The sequence below is a fragment of the Pseudomonas sp. GW101-3H06 genome, assembly GCF_059424605.1.
In genome coordinates, this window is the sequence record NZ_JBWKZO010000001.1 from 4,636,577 (window position 1) to 4,652,132 (window position 15,556).

Sequence of the window (15,556 nt, forward strand, 5' to 3'; positions counted from 1 at the left end):
GTCAGAGTTGATTTCACTGCCCGGTTAGCGCTGTGGATAATCCGTGCATCCGCTGAAAAAACTTCACCAGCATCTGTTCAATGAAGTCTTCAGCCTCACTTATTCGGTTGCTCCGGCAACCCGGTCCGGCATGCTCCGACCGGCTTCTCTCCTTACCGGTCTTCCCTTTTAGCCACCCGCTCAGGTGGCTTTTTTTTGTTTCGTTGAAACGCGATTTTTTATTCTGCAAAAACGAAAACGGCCAACCCGAAGGTCAGCCGTCATCGCTGGTTGCTGCTGCTCATAATGTTATGCGAGTCGCCCTCGTACCTCCTGCTTGACTCCCCAGCCCTCAATGATGCCGCCCAATGGCTCGACCACCGCTTCGAAACCCTGCTCGAAGTCGCCGATGTCATCATAGGTGGCGTACATGACCTTGCTTAACTCCAGCGCCCAGGCACCGTCGTCGCGCACACTGACTTGCGCATTCAGGGATTCCCCACGATGAAAATGACCTGCCGCCCTGCGTGCCCGCTCCTCATCCGGGAAAATGGCGTAGAACTCGATGGGATGGAATCGTGAAAAGTCGAAACCGCCTTCTTTCATGCGGCGCAGCACGCTGCTGCTGATGTCTTCTTGATAGGCTGTGCTCATGAAACGTCCTCCTCAAACCGATGGATAGACTTTCCGTACTCCCTTCGCGCGCAAGCATGACTGCGAGCGCTTCGGCAACCGATGTGCCGACGGGAAACAAGCATGTAGCTGACAAGACCAGACCTTAGCGATCCATTCGCTGATCTCGATTGCAGAGTAGCCTCAGGATAGAGCCGCTGCCAAGGCCTGGATGAGAATGTGACAGGTGTTGTTCAGATTGGCGTGATGCCGAGGATTTCAATGCTGTTCTGGGTTTTGAGGTTTTTGACGCTCGCGTCAGGGGTCCGCCCTTCCAGATCGTTCAAATCCAGCTTGGCGGCGACAGGGAGGAGACGTTGCTTGATGAGTTTTGCGGCCTGCTCGTGACTAGGGCATTCCTCGCACTCGAAGACTTCGTCGATCGTTTCGCCATGATCATCCACGAAAGTGACTTTCCACTTTGACATCGGAGCCTCCTCTATCAAACCCGCGAATGGGCTTACACCTATCTCGACTTTAGCTCGAATTGATCGTTCCAACGGATTACAGCAAACAGGATGTAAAACAAAGAACCTGTGGGAGCGAACCGGCTCCGGCTCGTTCCCACAGTAATTATGCGTCAACCATCAATCGTTGCTGGGCTTACCCACCGCTTGCAGCACGTACTGCGGCAACGCGAAGGCGCCGATGTGTATTTCCGGATTGTAGTAGCGCGTGACAATGCCGCTGCCTGCGAAGCGCTGTTGCAGGGTTTCACGGGACAATTGGCGATAAGCGGTATTGGTCGAGCCCCAGGCGAAGGTCATTGAACCACCGATGTAGGTCGGTACCGCAGCCTGGTAGAAGTGCCAGTCCGGGAACAGACTGCGCAGGCGACCGGCGGTGGTTTTGACTTCGTCGATCTGCATGAACGGCGTGCCGTTCTGCGTCACCAGGATGCCACCGTCATTCAGGCAGCGATGGCAGGCCTGGTAGAAGTTTTCCGAGAACAGCACTTCGCCCGGACCGATCGGGTCGGTGGAGTCGGAAATGATCACGTCGAATTTTTCAGTGGTGGTGGCGACGAAACGCATGCCGTCGTCGATCACCAGGTTCAGGCGTGGATCGTCATAGGCGCCTTTGGAGTGATTCGGCAGGAATTCCTTGCACATATCGACCACGGTGCCGTCGATCTCGACCATGGTGATGTGTTCGACGCTACGGTGCTTGGAGACTTCACGCAGCATGCCGCCGTCGCCGCCGCCGATGATCAGCACGCGCTTGGCGGTGCCATGAGCGAGGATCGGCACGTGGGTGAGCATCTCGTGGTAGATGAACTCATCGGCTTCGGTGGTCTGGATCACGCCGTCCAGTGCCATGACCCGGCCCATGCGCGGGTTTTCGAAGATGACGAGGTGCTGGTGTTCGGTGCGCACTTCGTGCAGCAGTTTGTCCATGCGAAAACGCTGGCCGTAGCCTTCGTAGAGGGTTTCCAGGTAGTCGCTGGTCGGGGTGGTGCTCATGGGAAGTGCTCCGATAAATGCGGGTGGCAACGGACGGTTACCCGCCCATGATGGCCAATCGATCGCCTCGATTGCCCGGGAAAGGCGCGCATTCTACGTTGCGGAACATGACAGGTCGAACCTTCATGACCGGGTGCATACAGAACGATGTGGGAGCGAGCCTGCTCGCGAAGACGGCATGTCAGCAACATCCATATTGAATGTGCCATCGCCTTCGCGAGCAGGCTCGCTCCCACAAGGGAAATGCGTTGTGCCCGAAGGCGCAGTCAGACCCTGACATCACCTCTCGGCCCGGCAATGGCCCAGATGATCAGGCCCAAAACCGGCAGCAACAGGATCAACAGCACCCAGATGATTTTCATCCCGGTGGAGACGCCACTTTTCAGCACGTTGATGATGGCCCAGATGTCCAGGGCAAGAATGATCAGGCCGACCAGGCTGTTGAACGTGGAACCCATGGTGACGCTCCCGAAGAGTGGTATGCCCTTAGGATAGCCGGCCCGGACAAGGGTTCCGTTTAATTGACAGCTTTACCGTCTCAGACGTGGATGGCCACTTTCAGGGCTTCCAGGGCGGGCGCAGCCGCGATGCCGACTTCGGCGCACAATTCGAGTACCCGTGGCACGTCGTTGCCGTAGACCAGCACCACTTGCAGCTCGTCGTCGAGCAACTGACTGAAGTTCACCAGTGTATAACCACCGTTTTCCTTGTTCAGGCTGCTCATTTGTACCTGGATGCGATTGAGCGCGGTCAGGGCTTCGGTCTTGGCCAGTTGCTTGGGCTTGAGGTTGAACTCGACGCCCGGACCGAAGGAGGCGACGATCTGGGCGAACAGGTCCATGTACGTGTCGGCCTGGAACAGCACGGTTTCGGGCAGACTGCCGACGACCACCCACTCGCCCAGCGGAATCGGGAAAGTGTCGTCGTAGTTGATGTCCGGATTGGCGCTCAGAAAACCCTGTGGATCCGCGTAGGCCTGGGCTGCTTCGTCAGCGACCTTGAGGATTTCGTCGTCACCCATGCACCCGGAGCTGATTTTGCTGATGAGTTCGACGAGTGCGGCTTTCATGGGGCAGATCCTGTAGCGAGGGAATTTTGAGGGCGCGAAGGATAACGCATTCGGCAGACGCTGCGGCCCCCTCGCCACAAAGGTTCTGCGTAGGGCGATTAACCCAGCAGGTTCTCCAGCTGTGCAACGGTATCGACCGCGCCCATGGTCTTGGCCGCATCCAGCGCGGTAATGCCGTTGGCGTCCTTGGCTTTCGGGTCGGCGCCTTTGCTGATCAGGTAGTCGACAATGGCGACGCGATTGAACATCGCCGCCATCATCAACGCCGTACGCCCGTCGAACGACGAACCCTCGACCTGCGCGCCACCTTCAACCAACGCCGTGACGACCGCCAGGTCGCCCTTAAAGGCAGCACCCGCGATCGGACTCTGACCGTTGTCGTTGCGGATTTCCGGATCGGCCTTGTGTTCGAGCAGGACTTTCACGGTGTCCACATGGCCGTGGTACGCGGCCAGCATCAGCAAGGTGTCGCCCTTGTGATTGCGCAGGTTCGGCGGCAAGCCTTTGGTCAGCAGCGCAGCCATCATGGCCGCATCGCCCTCCCGCGCCTTGTTGAATACCTGTTCGGCAAACTCGGCAGCTTCTTCGGGGGTCATCTGGCGGCTTTTGTCTGACATTGAGCACTCCACATTCAATTATTCGCAAAGCCGACAGTTTCCCGAGCCGCCCCGACACTGTCACTTCTTTTTTCTGATGCGCGGCCATAGCCACATTCAATAACGATGCAAGCCACTGTGAATCTCGGCCAGCACCTGTTCGGTGACCTGCACATAAGTGTCGGTCCCGGGCAACCACGCATAGATCGGGTCATCGCCGGTTCGCTCCGGGTCAAACGCTTCGTCCTTGAGCCGGGTCTTCTGATACTTGAACGTCCCGGTGGTTTCCATTTTCACTTTCACCCGCAGGAACAACGGCACTGCATAGGCCGGAAGCTGCTGTCGGATAAATGCCAGCAATTCGCTGAAATCCAGGGTTGCCAGGGATTCGGCGGGCGTGATCGCCGCCATTCCGGCCCGGCCGTTGGTGTTGGGGATTTCCACGCCGTAGGCCACGGCTTCGGAAATAAGCGGATGTTTCAGGAGCATGTTCTCGACTTCGGTGGTCGAGACGTTTTCCCCTTTCCAGCGGTAGGTGTCACCCAAGCGATCAACAAACTGCGCGTGGCCAAAACCAATGTTGCGTAGCAGGTCGCCGGTGTTGAAGTAACGATCGCCCTTCACGAATACGTCACGAAGGATGACTTTTTCGGTTTTCTGCGGGTCGGTGTAGCCATCCAGCGGCGCCTTGTCATCGATCCTGGCCAGCAGCAGCCCCTGCTCGCCTTTGCCGACCTTGCGCATGAAGCCATTGGCTTCACGGGTCGGCGCACCAGTGTCGTGGTCGTACGCCGCCAACTCCCATGACATCAGGGAAAAACCGACGGTGTTGTCGAAATTCAGAATGTTGGTGAAACCGATATTGCCGTCGCTGGCGGCATACAGTTCGCAAATGTGATTGACACCAAAGCGCGTCTTGAACTCACGCCAGGCACCGGGGCGCAGGCCGTTGCCGATCATCTTGATCACGCCGTGCTTGCTGTCGTCGGCACTGGGCGGTTGGTCGACCAGATAACGGCACAATTCGCCGACATAACCGAGGGTGGTCGCGCGGTACTTGCGCACGTCGCTCCAGAACTGACTGGCGCTGAACTTGCGGCGGATGGCAAACCCCGAGGCCCCGCTGATGGCCGAGCCCCAGCACACGCAAAGACCGGTGGCGTGATACAGCGGCAAGGTGCAATAGACGACGTCCGCAGGATGCATATCCAGCGCGATCATCCCAAAGCTGGCAGAGCTGCGCATCCAGCGTCCGTGTTTGAACACCCCGGCCTTGGGCAACCCGGTGGTGCCCGAGGTGTAGATATAGAAACAGGGGTCGTCGAAGAAAACCTGCCGGCTGCTGACGGGGTTGGCACCGTCGGCGCCGACGCTGGCCGTCATCAGATTGATGAAACCTTCGGGGGCCACTCCAGGATGGCGGTAAGTGTCTTGATCGGAGACAAACCAGGTTCGCCCCGCCTCGATCGCCACCTGCTCGCGCACCGCCAGAAACGCCGGGACAAGCTCCTCGCCGACCACAATGGCGGCCGGTGTCACCAGATTCAGGCTATGGACCAGGGTGTCGCGGGTCTGCGACGTGTTGAGCAAGGCACTGATCGCGCCAACCTTGGCCACCGCCAGTATCGTTACCAACAGTTCCGGGCGGTTTTCGATGAATACCGCTACCACATCGCCCTTGCCGATGCCTTGCTCGATCAGATGATGGGCAATGCGATTGGACCACTGATTGACCTGTGCATAAGTCAGCGCCACCTCGCCGTACAGCAATGCCGGACCATCAGGATGGCGCAGGGTTGCCTGTTCGAAACTCCAGCCCAGGCCACACGGTTGGGTCGGATCCTTGACGTTGGCGACCTTCATTCCCTTGACCACCCGTGGAAGGGCTTTGGCAATGGAAGGCAGCTTTCGGAGCATCATGCCCCAGGTAATCGTGTCGCTTGAGGTGCGGCTCATGGTTGCTCCCGTTCGATCTTTTTATTGTCGGGCGGTGCTGATTGAAGCCCGAAAATACGTCAACGGTTCTGGAGCTGTACACGCGGTTTTTGAAATGTTTTGTATCTGCGACAGCGGTGTTGGAAATCGCGAGCACCGGCACACAAAATGGTTCCATCGAATCGCTGACGACCCCGCAAAATGCAGGATGCACGATGGCCATTCTTGCAAATTGCACGAAAGTGAAAATCAGCTTTAAAATTAAACCATTGTTTTTAAAGGATATTTTTCAAAAACGGGTACTGGCACAATCACTGCAACGCTCTGTGCATGCTTGCCATTCAAGTACTCACGGAGCTGATAGACATGAGCCTGATCCAGGAAAAATTTTCATCCTTGTTCTCCAACTTCGAAGTCACCACCCAGGCACGACCTGACGGCGGGATACTGCTGACCCTGAGCGCCGAAGGCAAAGTCTTCAAACGCTCGATTTCCTATCAGCAATTGCACAATGGCGATCAATTGTCGTGGGTCATCAGCGCCATTCGCCGCGACTTGGCCGAGCAGGCCAGCGAACTGCCACAGATTTCCATGCTGCAAAGCCAACAGCGGTTTGCGCTGCCGACTTATCACTCGGCCTGAATTGTTTCAGCACTGTTATCAGACAGGCCGTGAATGCTTTCGCTTCACGGCCTGTTTTGTGTTTAAAACGCTGACGGATCGATTCGGGCAAAACTGTCCACAGTGACATGCCCAGTCAGTTCGCCACCCTCACGGGCCAATCCGCAAGTGACCATTCCCGCCATACGCGCCGCGTCCAGTTCTTCGACGATGTCCGACAGGAACAGGATCTGCGAGGCCTCGAGCTTGATGGCCTGAGTGATGTTGGCGTAGGACTGCGCTTCGCGCTTGGGCCCGGACGTGGTATCGAAGTAACCGCTGAACAGCGGTGTAAGGTCCCCCGCCTCCGAGCAGCCGAAGATCAGGCGCTGGGCCTGGATCGAACCGGATGAATAAACGAACAGTTGATAACCGGCCTGATGCCAACGTTGCAGCGCTTCAACGGCATCCGGATACACATGCCCCTTGAGTTGCCCCGCCTGATACCCCTGCTCCCAGACCATCCCCTGCAGCGCCTTGAGCGCCGTGGCCTTGCGGTCTTCGGCAATCCAGCCCAGCAGGATTTCGATGACCCGCTCGACGTCGGCGTCCGGCTCGTTGCTGTCCCGGCGTACGGCGTCCAGCTGTTCGGCCACGTCGCTACGCGCGGCGTTCTGGCTGACGAACGTCGGCAGATGTTTGGCCGCGTAGGGAAACAGCACGTCGAACACAAAACTCACCGCGCTGGTGGTGCCTTCGATGTCGGTGAGTATCGCTTTGATCGGCATCGACTCAGTCCTCAAGACGCGGAAATTGGCCGGCGATGTCGTCGCCGGTGAAATTGGCCACCCAGCCTTCCGGATTGTTGAACAGGCGAATCGCCACAAAATGCGGATGCTCGCCCATGTCGAACCAGTGCCTGGTACCGGCAGGCACCGAGATCAAGTCGTTTTTCTCGCACAGCACGGCATAGACGTAATCGTCAATGTGCAGGGTGAACAAACCGCGACCGGCGACGAAAAAGCGCACTTCGTCTTCACCATGGCGATGTTCTTCGAGGAACTTGGCGCGCAATTCGGCTTTTTGCGGATGATCGCTGTTGAGGCTGATCACATCGACCGTGATATAGCCTCGCTCGGTCATCAGCTTGTCGATTTGCGCCTGGTACGCGGCGATCACCTCTTCCTGAGTCGCGCCGGGCTGGATCTTCGCCGCGGCTTGCCAGCGGTCGAAGCGCACGCCCTGCTCGGCCAGGGTCGAAGCGATGTCTTCGAAATGGGTCAGCACCTTGTTGGGAATGTCAGGGCTGGAGACGTGATAAACGGACAGGCTGCTCATGGGGCAATTCCTCGGTTTCGGCCGCGCCGTCCGGTTTGTGGACACCGGTCGGGCGCAGCGCTGCATCAGGCGATGGGCGACTTGTGGATAAGTCTGCCGTTAACGGTTCAACACGCTGCGAGTCTTCAACTCGCACTCGAACAAAAACTCGAAAGCCTCGATCTGCCGCAGGGCATCGCTCATCCGCGCGCCCCAGGTGTAGAGGCCGTGGCCGCGAATCAGGTAACCGACGCAATCGGGATGGGCGTCGAGCCAAGGCTGCACCTTGGCGGCGAGTCGCGCAATGTCCTGATCGTTGTCGAAAATCGGCACCCGCACCCGGGATTCGTGGGTCGATACACCGCTGAAGGCCTTTTGCAGTTCGTAGTCTTCGAACTCGATGAAATCGCCCAAAGTCAGGCGCGACAGCACCGTGGCGTTCACCGAGTGCGTGTGCAGCACCGCGCCGATCTCCGGGCGCCAGTTGTAGAGCTGCGTGTGCAGCAGGGTCTCGGCGGACGGTTTCTTCCCCGGTTCCAGGCTGTTGCCCGCCAGGTCCGTGACGAGCACATCATCAAGACCCAACTGGCCCTTGTGCTTGCCCGACACGGTCAACAAGGCTTCGGTCGGCGACAATCGGGTCGAATAATTGCTGCTGGTGGCCGGCGACCAGCCGCGGCCATACAGAAAACGCCCGGCGTCGATGATTTCCTGGGCGAAGTGTTCACGGGTAAGGCTCATGGCCTGTCCTCTTGCATACGTGTGGCAATGATAATGGCAGCCGCGAGGGCTGCGAGACTGGCAATACTAAAAGTCCATGCCGCGCCGAGGGCGTTCCAGCTGTAGCCGGAATATAACGCGCCCAATGCGCCGCCCGTGCCGGCCAGTGCGGCGTACAACGCCTGGCCCTGCCCTTGCTGGCGCGCGCCGAAGCTACGTTGCACGAAGGAAATGGCAGCGGCGTGAAAGCTGCCGAACGTCGCCGCGTGCAGGATCTGGGCAAACAGCAGCACCCAGAGAAATTCGGCCAGCGAACCGAGCAGCAACCAGCGCAACGCCGCCAGCAGGAAACTCACCAGCAGCACCCGACGCAACGAGAAGCGCGCGAATATCTTGCTCATGGCCATGAACATCAACACCTCCGCCACCACGCCAACGGCCCAGAGCATGCCGATGACGCCACGGCTGTAACCCAATCGCTCAAGGTGCAGGGTCAAAAACGTGTAATACGGTCCGTGGCTCATCTGCATCAATGCCACGCAAGCGTAAAACGCCAGCACGCCGGGGCTGCGCAATTGCTTGAGAAAACCCTCCCCCGTCGGTCGGTTGCCCGGCGCCGGTTGCGCGTTCGGCACCCACAGGCTGCTGAGAACGATGCCGGCCATGATCAGCACCAGCGCCGCCGGGTAGATGTCGAGGCTGAGCCATTCGAACAAACGCCCAAGCGCAACCACGGTAATGATAAAACCGATGGAGCCCCACAAGCGGATCTGGCTGTAGCGCGATGTCTGGTCTTTAAGGTGTGCCAGGGTGATGACTTCGAATTGCGGCAACACCGCATGCCAGAAGAATGCATGCAAGGCCATCACCATGGCCAGCCAGGCGTAGGTCTTGCTGACGAAAATCAGCGAGAAGGTCAGCAGCGTGCAAACGGCACCGAAGCGCACGATGGCCAGGCGCCGGCCGGTGTAGTCACCGAGCCAGCCCCAGAGGTTCGGCGCCACGCAACGCATCAGCATGGGGATCGCCACCAGCTCGCCGATTCGCGCCGGGGTAAATCCCAAGTGATCGAAGTACAGCGCCAAAAACGGCGCTGTCGAACCGAGCAAGGCGAAATAGAACAGATAGAAGCTGGAAAGCCGCCAGTACGGAAGCGCCGCCACCGCCATCAGACTGCAGCGGCTTTCAGGTCAGCCATTAAAGCTGACCCAGCACCGGCGTGCTCACGCGCACATCGGCGTTCTGTCCACGGTGGCGCAACAGGTGATCCATCAGCACGATGGCCATCATCGCTTCGGCGATCGGCGTGGCGCGAATACCGACACATGGATCGTGACGGCCCTTGGTGATGACCTCCACCGGATTGCCGTTGATGTCGATGGAACGGCCCGGCGTGGTGATGCTGGATGTCGGTTTCAGTGCCAGGTGCGCAACGATTGGCTGACCGGACGAAATGCCGCCGAGGATGCCGCCGGCATTGTTACTGAGGAAACCTTCCGGAGTCATCTCATCGCGGTGTTCGGTGCCGCGCTGGGCGACACTGGCGAAACCGGCACCGATTTCCACGCCCTTGACCGCGTTGATGCTCATCAGCGCATGGGCCAGCTCGGCGTCGAGACGGTCGAAGATCGGCTCGCCGAGGCCCGGCATTACGCCTTCAGCCACCACGGTAATCTTCGCGCCGACCGAATCCTGGTCGCGGCGCAACTGGTCCATGTAGGCCTCGAGTTCCGGCACTTTGTCGGGATCAGGACTGAAGAACGCGTTCTGCTCCACCGAATCCCAGGTCTTGAACGGGATTTCGATCGGCCCGAGCTGGCTCATGTAGCCGCGAATGACGATGCCCTGGGTGGCCAGGTATTTTTTCGCAATGGCGCCAGCGGCCACGCGCATGGCCGTTTCACGGGCCGAGCTGCGACCACCGCCACGGTAATCGCGCTCGCCGTATTTGTGGTGGTAGGTGTAGTCGGCGTGGGCCGGGCGGAACAGGTCCTTGATCGCCGAGTAGTCCTTGGACTTCTGGTCGGTGTTGCGGATCAACAGGCCAATGGAGCAACCCGTGGTGCGACCCTCGAACACACCGGAGAGGATTTCCACTTCGTCGGCTTCCTGGCGCTGGGTGGTGTGGCGGCTGGTGCCGGGCTTGCGGCGGTCCAGGTCGCGCTGCAGATCCTCCAGGGAGATCTCCAGGCCCGGCGGGCAGCCATCGACAATGGCGACCAACGCCGGACCATGGCTTTCGCCCGCGGTGGTGACAGTGAACAGCTTGCCGTAGGTATTGCCGGACATGCAGGACGCTCCGTGAAATCGAACCCAAATACGTAATGCGCGCCAGTATACGCAGGCTACCCAAGTAGTTCATCCTCGAACCTTATGGGTGCCTGCGAGTCCAACCGGCACCTTGATGATAATGGCGTGATAATGCTGCGAGTTTTGATCTTGAGCCTTACCCTGATGTCCGGCTTCGCCCAGGCCACAGTCCTGCAACGACCGATCACTCTGGACACCGGCACCGGCGAGCTGTTCGGCTCGCTGTTGCTGCCAAAATCCGACAAACCGGTACCGGTTGTCCTGATCATTTCCGGCTCCGGTCCTACGGATCGCGACGGAAACAACCCCGACGGCGGACGCAATGACAGCCTCAAACGCCTGGCGTGGGTGCTGGCCAAACACAACATCGCCAGCGTGCGTTACGACAAACGTGGCGTGGCCGCGAGCCTGGCGGCGACCCCGGACGAACGAAACCTGACGCTGGAGGCCTATGTTACCGACGCCGAAGCCTGGGGCCGTAAACTCAAAACCGATCCTCGTTTCGGCAAGCTGATTTTGTTGGGGCACAGCGAAGGCGCGTTGATCGCCAGCCTTGCGGCGCCGAGCGTTGATGCGGCGGCAGTGATTTCCATGTCCGGCAGCGCACGGCCGATCGATCAGGTGCTGCGCCAACAACTGAGCAATCGCCTGCCGCCACCGCTGATGCTGCGCAGCAACGAGCTGCTCGACAGCCTCAAGGCCGGGAAAACCGACGACGACGTGCCGCCGCCATTACAGGTGATTTTCCGCCCGAGCGTACAGCCGTATCTGATTTCGCTGTTCCGCCAGGACCCGGCTGCGGCCTTCGCCCGCTTGAAAATGCCGGCGCTGATCATTCAGGGCAGCAACGATATCCAGGTCGGCGTCAATGATGCACGCCTGCTCAAGGCGGCCAAACCGGACGCTGAACTGGCGCTGATCGAAGGTATGAACCATGTCCTGCGCATCGTGCCCAACGACGTCAAACGCCAGTTGGCCTCCTACAAGGATCCGAATTTGCCGCTGGCGGCGGAACTGGGTTCGCGAATCCTCGGGTTCATTGACGGACTTCACTCCCGTTAATTTGCTCTCCAGTCTTGTCGAAAACGGCCGATAAGACTTTGTCGCCAGCGCACTGGCTGGCGGCAAGCTGAGCTTGGACAGGATCTCGCCGTTATGACCGATACCCCGACTTCACCCGACACCACCGCTGAAAAAGACGCACCGCCAGCGGTCGAGCTGCCATGGGCGGACGTCCACGTCGAGCACCACAAAATGCTCCGCCTGGCGCCGCTGCAAACTGACCGCAGTACCGGCGGTCGGCCGTTGCGCTTCGTCGAATTCGGCTACGCAGAGCGCAACGACAAGCTACGCAGCCTGATGCGCATGAGCATCTCTCTGCCCGGCCAACGGGTGCGCAAGGAACAGAATCATCTGGACGTGTGGGCCGACCACACTGAAAAACGCGTTCATTTCAGCCCGGACAGCGGCCTGCAGGTCGAACCGCTGAACCGTGGCATCGGTCGTTTCATGGCAGCGCAAGGCATTACCTGGGCCAAGAAGCGCTGGCCGGGCTACACCGTCGACGGTATTGATCTGAACAACAAGGACGCGTTGAACGAAGACACCCGCCTGCGCCGCGATCATTTTTTGCGAATACACGGTTTTGATGTGGTTTACGCCGACGCCCAGCATTTGAAGGGCAGCGTCAAAGAAGTGCTGGTCGGTGACCTGCTGGGTGACTGGAACACGGAAAAACTGCAAGTCGTGGAAATTCTTGAAGCCGCGCAGATGCTCCAGCAAGCCGAACAGAATCTCGCCGAGCAGGAAGTCAAACTCAAGAAGCACGAAGAAAAAGTCAGCAAGTACAAACGCGAAGACGCCGGGTTGCGCTTCACCATTACCTGCCTGGTGGCGTTCGCGGTGTTTCAGGCGGGGTTGCTGATCTGGATTGCGACACACCGTTGACGGTTTTTGTGGCGAGGGGATTTATCCCCTCGCCACAATGATTGCGGTTAAACGCGAGACGCGAATAGTGCCTGGTGATCCCGACACTGCTCGGCCGTCAGCATAAACACGCCATGCCCGCCACGCTCGAAGTCCAGCCAGGCGAAGTCGACTTCAGGGTACAACACCTCGACGTGCACCTGGCTGTTGCCCACCTCGACAATCAACAAGCCCTTCTCGGTCAGGTGATCCGCCGCTTCGGCGAGCATGCGTCGCACCAGGTTCAATCCATCGTCACCGCAGGCCAGGCCCAGCTCCGGTTCATGCTGGTACTCGTCCGGCATGTCGGCAAAATCTTCAGCGTCAACGTAAGGCGGGTTCGAAACGATCAGGTCGAAACGCTGCCCCGGCAAGCCATCGAAGCCATCGCCCTGCACCGTGTAAACCCGCTCATCGACGCCATGGCGCTCGATGTTCTGGTTGGCCACTTCCAGCGCCTCGAACGACAGATCGGCCAACACCACTTCAGCGTTCTGGAACTCATAGGCGCAAGCGATACCGATGCAGCCTGAACCTGTGCACAGGTCGAGGATCCGCGCAGGTTCGGTACCCAACCAAGGGGTAAAACGGTTTTCGATCAACTCGCCAATCGGCGAACGCGGGATCAGCACGCGCTCATCGACGATGAATGACATCCCGCAGAACCAGGCTTCGCCCAGCAGGTAAGCCGTTGGCACCCGCTCTTCAATGCGACGCTTGAGCAACAGCTGCAAGTGAGCCAATTCGTCTTCTTCCAGATTGCAATCCAGGTAGCTGTCGGAAATTTCCCACGGCAAGTGCAAGGCACCCAACACCAATTGACGGGCTTCGTCCCAGGCGTTGTCGGTCCCATGGCCGAAAAACAGATCCTCCCCATGAAAGCGACTGACGGCCCAACGGATATGGTCACGCAGGGTACGAAGGCGGGAAGTGATCACGACGGCAAACTCCAGAAAAATCGACGGGCGATTCTACCAGTCAAACGTCGCCACGACGACGCAGGAAAAACATCCGTGCAGATGTAGGACTAATCTCTTTTTACAGCCCGGTATTGAACAAATAGGCCCACTTGACAACGCTGCACGCCAGTAACGACGGTGCCTACGATAGTAGCGATTCACAGAAGCGCTCAGCCAGAGGACAATGTCGCAAAAGCCCCACTCCAAGGAGCCCCAGAATGTCCGTTCCACAAACGATGTTTCAACTCAGCGGCCGCGGCTACGCAGCAGCCAAACTGAGTCATGCGACCCTGATCATCATCGATGCCCAGAAAGAATACCTCAGCGGCCCACTGGCCCTGAGTGGCATGGATGCGGCTGTCGCGAACATCAAGAAATTGGTGACTGCTGCCCGCGCGGCCGGCCGCCCGATCGTGCATGTCAGCCACCTCGGCACTGTCGGTGGGCTATTCGACCCACGCGGTGAGCGCGGGCAATTCATTCCGGGCCTGGAGCCGCTTGCCGGCGAAATCAAGATTGAAAAAATCCTGCCGAGTGCATTCCATGGCACGGATCTGAAAAAGCGCCTGGAAGAGCTGGGTTCGGTGGATCTGGTGGTTTGCGGTTTCATGAGTCATTCCAGTGTCAGCACCACGGTACGGGCAGCGAAAAACCTGGGGTTCCGTTGTACCCTCGTGGAAGACGCCTGCGCCACCCGCGACCTGCCGTACAAAGGCGGCGTCCTGAGCGCCGAGGATGTGCAGCGGACCGAAATGGCGATCATGGCGGACAACTTTGCCGCTGTCGCCCAGACTAACGACCTGGTCTGATTGCAGGATTGATGAGCGGTCCATGCCGCCGCTCATCCGTAAAAGCCTCTCATTAGCTGCAATTGTCTTAGCCTCAGGAACATCCCGGTCAACTTCCGGTCGAAGGGCCGATACCCATTGAGGAAGGTCGGAATGAAGTTATCCGATGGTTTTGACGCTCGCCGCTTGCGGCCAAAAGGCCAACGCAACTGGCGTTTTCGAATCGGCGCAGCCTTCGCTGCGTTGCTGGCGACGTGCGGTGTATTACTCGCCATGGCCGGCGTCGCCAGCTTGTTGGGGCACGCACCTGCCCTGGGCGAGATGAACACTAACCGCGCCGGTGCCGCGGTGATTCTGGCGATCGGTCTGTTCGTGCTGTACCTCGGCGTGTGGATGTGGCGTCGCTGCCGGCGCCGCTCACGACAGTCGCAGGCGCTCAACATGTCACCGCATCTGATGAAAAAACACGACTGAGCCGAACGCCGCGCGTTTTGTCGCGCGCCCATTCGCTTCGAGTTGGGTAAACTGGCCGCCCTTCGCGGAGGCTGACATGCAAGACGACGATTTTTCCCTGTTCAAAAACGCGATTCAAGGCGTCAAGCCGATCAAGCACGATCGCGCCGAAACCGGCAAACCTAAAGCTGACCGCGCGCAGATCGCCAAGCTGCGACAAGCCGCCACCGTGCGCACCGATGCCACCACTGTCGACGGACTGTCCGATCAGTTCGTCATCGACGTCGGCCCTGAAGACGAGCTGATGTGGGCACGTGACGGCGTGCAGGAAAGCCAGATGCGCAAGCTCAAGATCGGGCAGATCCCGTTCGAGGGCAGCCTCGACCTGCATGGCATGAGTGTGGAAAAGGCCCGGGAAACCCTCTGGGCCTTTCTGGCCGAAGCCACCAAATTCGAAATCCGCTGCGTACGCGTCACCCACGGCAAGGCCGTGCGCCTGGACGGCAAGCGACCGATGATCAAAAGCCACGTCAACACCTGGCTGCGCCAGCATCCGCAAGTGCTAGGCTTCACCTCTTGCCAGGCAAAACACGGCGGTGCCGGCGCGGTTTATGTAATGCTCAAACGCACCATGATGGAAGGTCGCGACGAGTAAAGCTGATTCGTCACGCTTGCAGCGCCGTGTCCGCCACCGTACCCTTGCTCTTTGCGTAAAATCCCACAGGTAGTT

19 protein-coding genes are annotated in these 15,556 nt (G+C 59.0%); 6 read left to right on the top strand and 13 right to left on the bottom strand.

Translation table 11 applies throughout. The features are described 5' to 3' along the window. Positions 1-288: 288 nt before the first annotated feature. From AC07ZE_RS21100 to AC07ZE_RS21130, 7 genes are all read right to left on the bottom strand, one after another. Positions 289-633, bottom strand: a complete 345-nt coding sequence (locus AC07ZE_RS21100; RefSeq protein WP_007988090.1) for a ribonuclease E inhibitor RraB — start codon at positions 631-633, stop codon at positions 289-291. 212 nt (positions 634-845) lie between these two features. Beyond that, positions 846-1,079, bottom strand: a complete 234-nt coding sequence (locus tag AC07ZE_RS21105; RefSeq protein ID WP_207266504.1) for a hypothetical protein — start codon at positions 1,077-1,079, stop codon at positions 846-848. Positions 1,080-1,238: 159 nt separating this feature from the next. Further along, positions 1,239-2,114 carry a polyamine aminopropyltransferase gene (gene speE / locus AC07ZE_RS21110; protein WP_095196806.1) on the bottom strand — a complete coding sequence of 292 codons (876 nt, stop codon included), beginning with the start codon at positions 2,112-2,114 and terminating at the stop codon, positions 1,239-1,241. Between the two features lie 266 nt (positions 2,115-2,380). After that, positions 2,381-2,572: a PLDc N-terminal domain-containing protein gene (locus AC07ZE_RS21115; protein ID WP_095196807.1), complete on the bottom strand. Its 192-nt coding sequence runs from the start codon at positions 2,570-2,572 to the stop codon at positions 2,381-2,383. A gap of 80 nt (positions 2,573-2,652) precedes the next feature. Then, positions 2,653-3,183, bottom strand: a complete 531-nt coding sequence (locus tag AC07ZE_RS21120; protein WP_207266505.1) for a hypothetical protein — start codon at positions 3,181-3,183, stop codon at positions 2,653-2,655. A 98-nt stretch (positions 3,184-3,281) separates the two neighbouring features. Continuing rightward, positions 3,282-3,800 carry an ankyrin repeat domain-containing protein gene (locus tag AC07ZE_RS21125; RefSeq protein WP_207266506.1) on the bottom strand — a complete coding sequence of 173 codons (519 nt, stop codon included), beginning with the start codon at positions 3,798-3,800 and terminating at the stop codon, positions 3,282-3,284. Positions 3,801-3,896: 96 nt separating this feature from the next. Next, positions 3,897-5,735, bottom strand: coding sequence for a long-chain-acyl-CoA synthetase (locus tag AC07ZE_RS21130; protein ID WP_207266507.1), 1,839 nt, complete (start codon positions 5,733-5,735; stop codon positions 3,897-3,899). A 345-nt stretch (positions 5,736-6,080) separates the two neighbouring features. Here AC07ZE_RS21130 and AC07ZE_RS21135 point away from each other — a divergent pair, with 345 nt between their 5' ends. Then, the gene (locus AC07ZE_RS21135; protein WP_095196811.1) at positions 6,081-6,356 is read left to right on the top strand and encodes a DUF3509 domain-containing protein; all 276 of its coding nucleotides are present in this window, start codon (positions 6,081-6,083) and stop codon (positions 6,354-6,356) included. Positions 6,357-6,418: 62 nt separating this feature from the next. Here AC07ZE_RS21135 and mtnC read toward each other — a convergent pair whose 3' ends face one another. From mtnC to aroC, 5 genes are all read right to left on the bottom strand, one after another. After that, the gene (mtnC, locus tag AC07ZE_RS21140) at positions 6,419-7,102 is read right to left on the bottom strand and encodes an acireductone synthase (protein ID WP_207266508.1); all 684 of its coding nucleotides are present in this window, start codon (positions 7,100-7,102) and stop codon (positions 6,419-6,421) included. Between the two features lie 4 nt (positions 7,103-7,106). Then, positions 7,107-7,652: a 1,2-dihydroxy-3-keto-5-methylthiopentene dioxygenase gene (locus tag AC07ZE_RS21145; RefSeq protein ID WP_207266509.1), complete on the bottom strand. Its 546-nt coding sequence runs from the start codon at positions 7,650-7,652 to the stop codon at positions 7,107-7,109. A 99-nt stretch (positions 7,653-7,751) separates the two neighbouring features. Then, positions 7,752-8,372 carry a methylthioribulose 1-phosphate dehydratase gene (locus AC07ZE_RS21150; protein WP_207266510.1) on the bottom strand — a complete coding sequence of 207 codons (621 nt, stop codon included), beginning with the start codon at positions 8,370-8,372 and terminating at the stop codon, positions 7,752-7,754. Next, on the bottom strand, positions 8,369-9,520 hold the full coding sequence (locus tag AC07ZE_RS21155) for an MFS transporter (protein WP_207266511.1): 1,152 nt from the start codon (positions 9,518-9,520) through the stop codon (positions 8,369-8,371). Before AC07ZE_RS21155 ends, AC07ZE_RS21150 begins: the two co-directional genes overlap by 4 nt. 28 nt (positions 9,521-9,548) lie before the next feature. Further along, a complete protein-coding gene (gene aroC / locus AC07ZE_RS21160) occupies positions 9,549-10,640 on the bottom strand; it encodes a chorismate synthase (protein WP_095196815.1) in 1,092 nt (363 codons plus the stop codon). Positions 10,641-10,724: 84 nt separating this feature from the next. On the opposite strand from aroC, the gene AC07ZE_RS21165 reads away from it, so the two are divergent. Both AC07ZE_RS21165 and AC07ZE_RS21170 read left to right on the top strand, forming a co-directional pair. Beyond that, a complete protein-coding gene (locus tag AC07ZE_RS21165; protein ID WP_207266512.1) occupies positions 10,725-11,723 on the top strand; it encodes an alpha/beta hydrolase in 999 nt (332 codons plus the stop codon). Between the two features lie 93 nt (positions 11,724-11,816). Next, on the top strand, positions 11,817-12,608 hold the full coding sequence (locus tag AC07ZE_RS21170; protein WP_207266513.1) for a hypothetical protein: 792 nt from the start codon (positions 11,817-11,819) through the stop codon (positions 12,606-12,608). Positions 12,609-12,655: 47 nt separating this feature from the next. On the opposite strand, the gene prmB is transcribed toward AC07ZE_RS21170, so the two are convergent. Continuing rightward, the gene (gene prmB, locus AC07ZE_RS21175; protein ID WP_207266514.1) at positions 12,656-13,564 is read right to left on the bottom strand and encodes a 50S ribosomal protein L3 N(5)-glutamine methyltransferase; all 909 of its coding nucleotides are present in this window, start codon (positions 13,562-13,564) and stop codon (positions 12,656-12,658) included. 239 nt (positions 13,565-13,803) lie between these two features. Between prmB and AC07ZE_RS21180 the strand changes: the two genes are divergently transcribed. The 3 genes from AC07ZE_RS21180 (at position 13,804) to AC07ZE_RS21190 (ending at position 15,481) form a co-directional block, all read left to right on the top strand. Next, positions 13,804-14,394 (top strand): cysteine hydrolase family protein, encoded by a 591-nt coding sequence (locus tag AC07ZE_RS21180; RefSeq protein WP_095196819.1) that lies wholly within the window; start codon positions 13,804-13,806, stop codon positions 14,392-14,394. Between the two features lie 132 nt (positions 14,395-14,526). Next, positions 14,527-14,847 (top strand): hypothetical protein, encoded by a 321-nt coding sequence (locus AC07ZE_RS21185; protein ID WP_095196820.1) that lies wholly within the window; start codon positions 14,527-14,529, stop codon positions 14,845-14,847. Positions 14,848-14,923: 76 nt separating this feature from the next. Then, positions 14,924-15,481, top strand: a complete 558-nt coding sequence (locus tag AC07ZE_RS21190; RefSeq protein WP_095196821.1) for a Smr/MutS family protein — start codon at positions 14,924-14,926, stop codon at positions 15,479-15,481. Positions 15,482-15,556 lie beyond the last annotated feature (75 nt).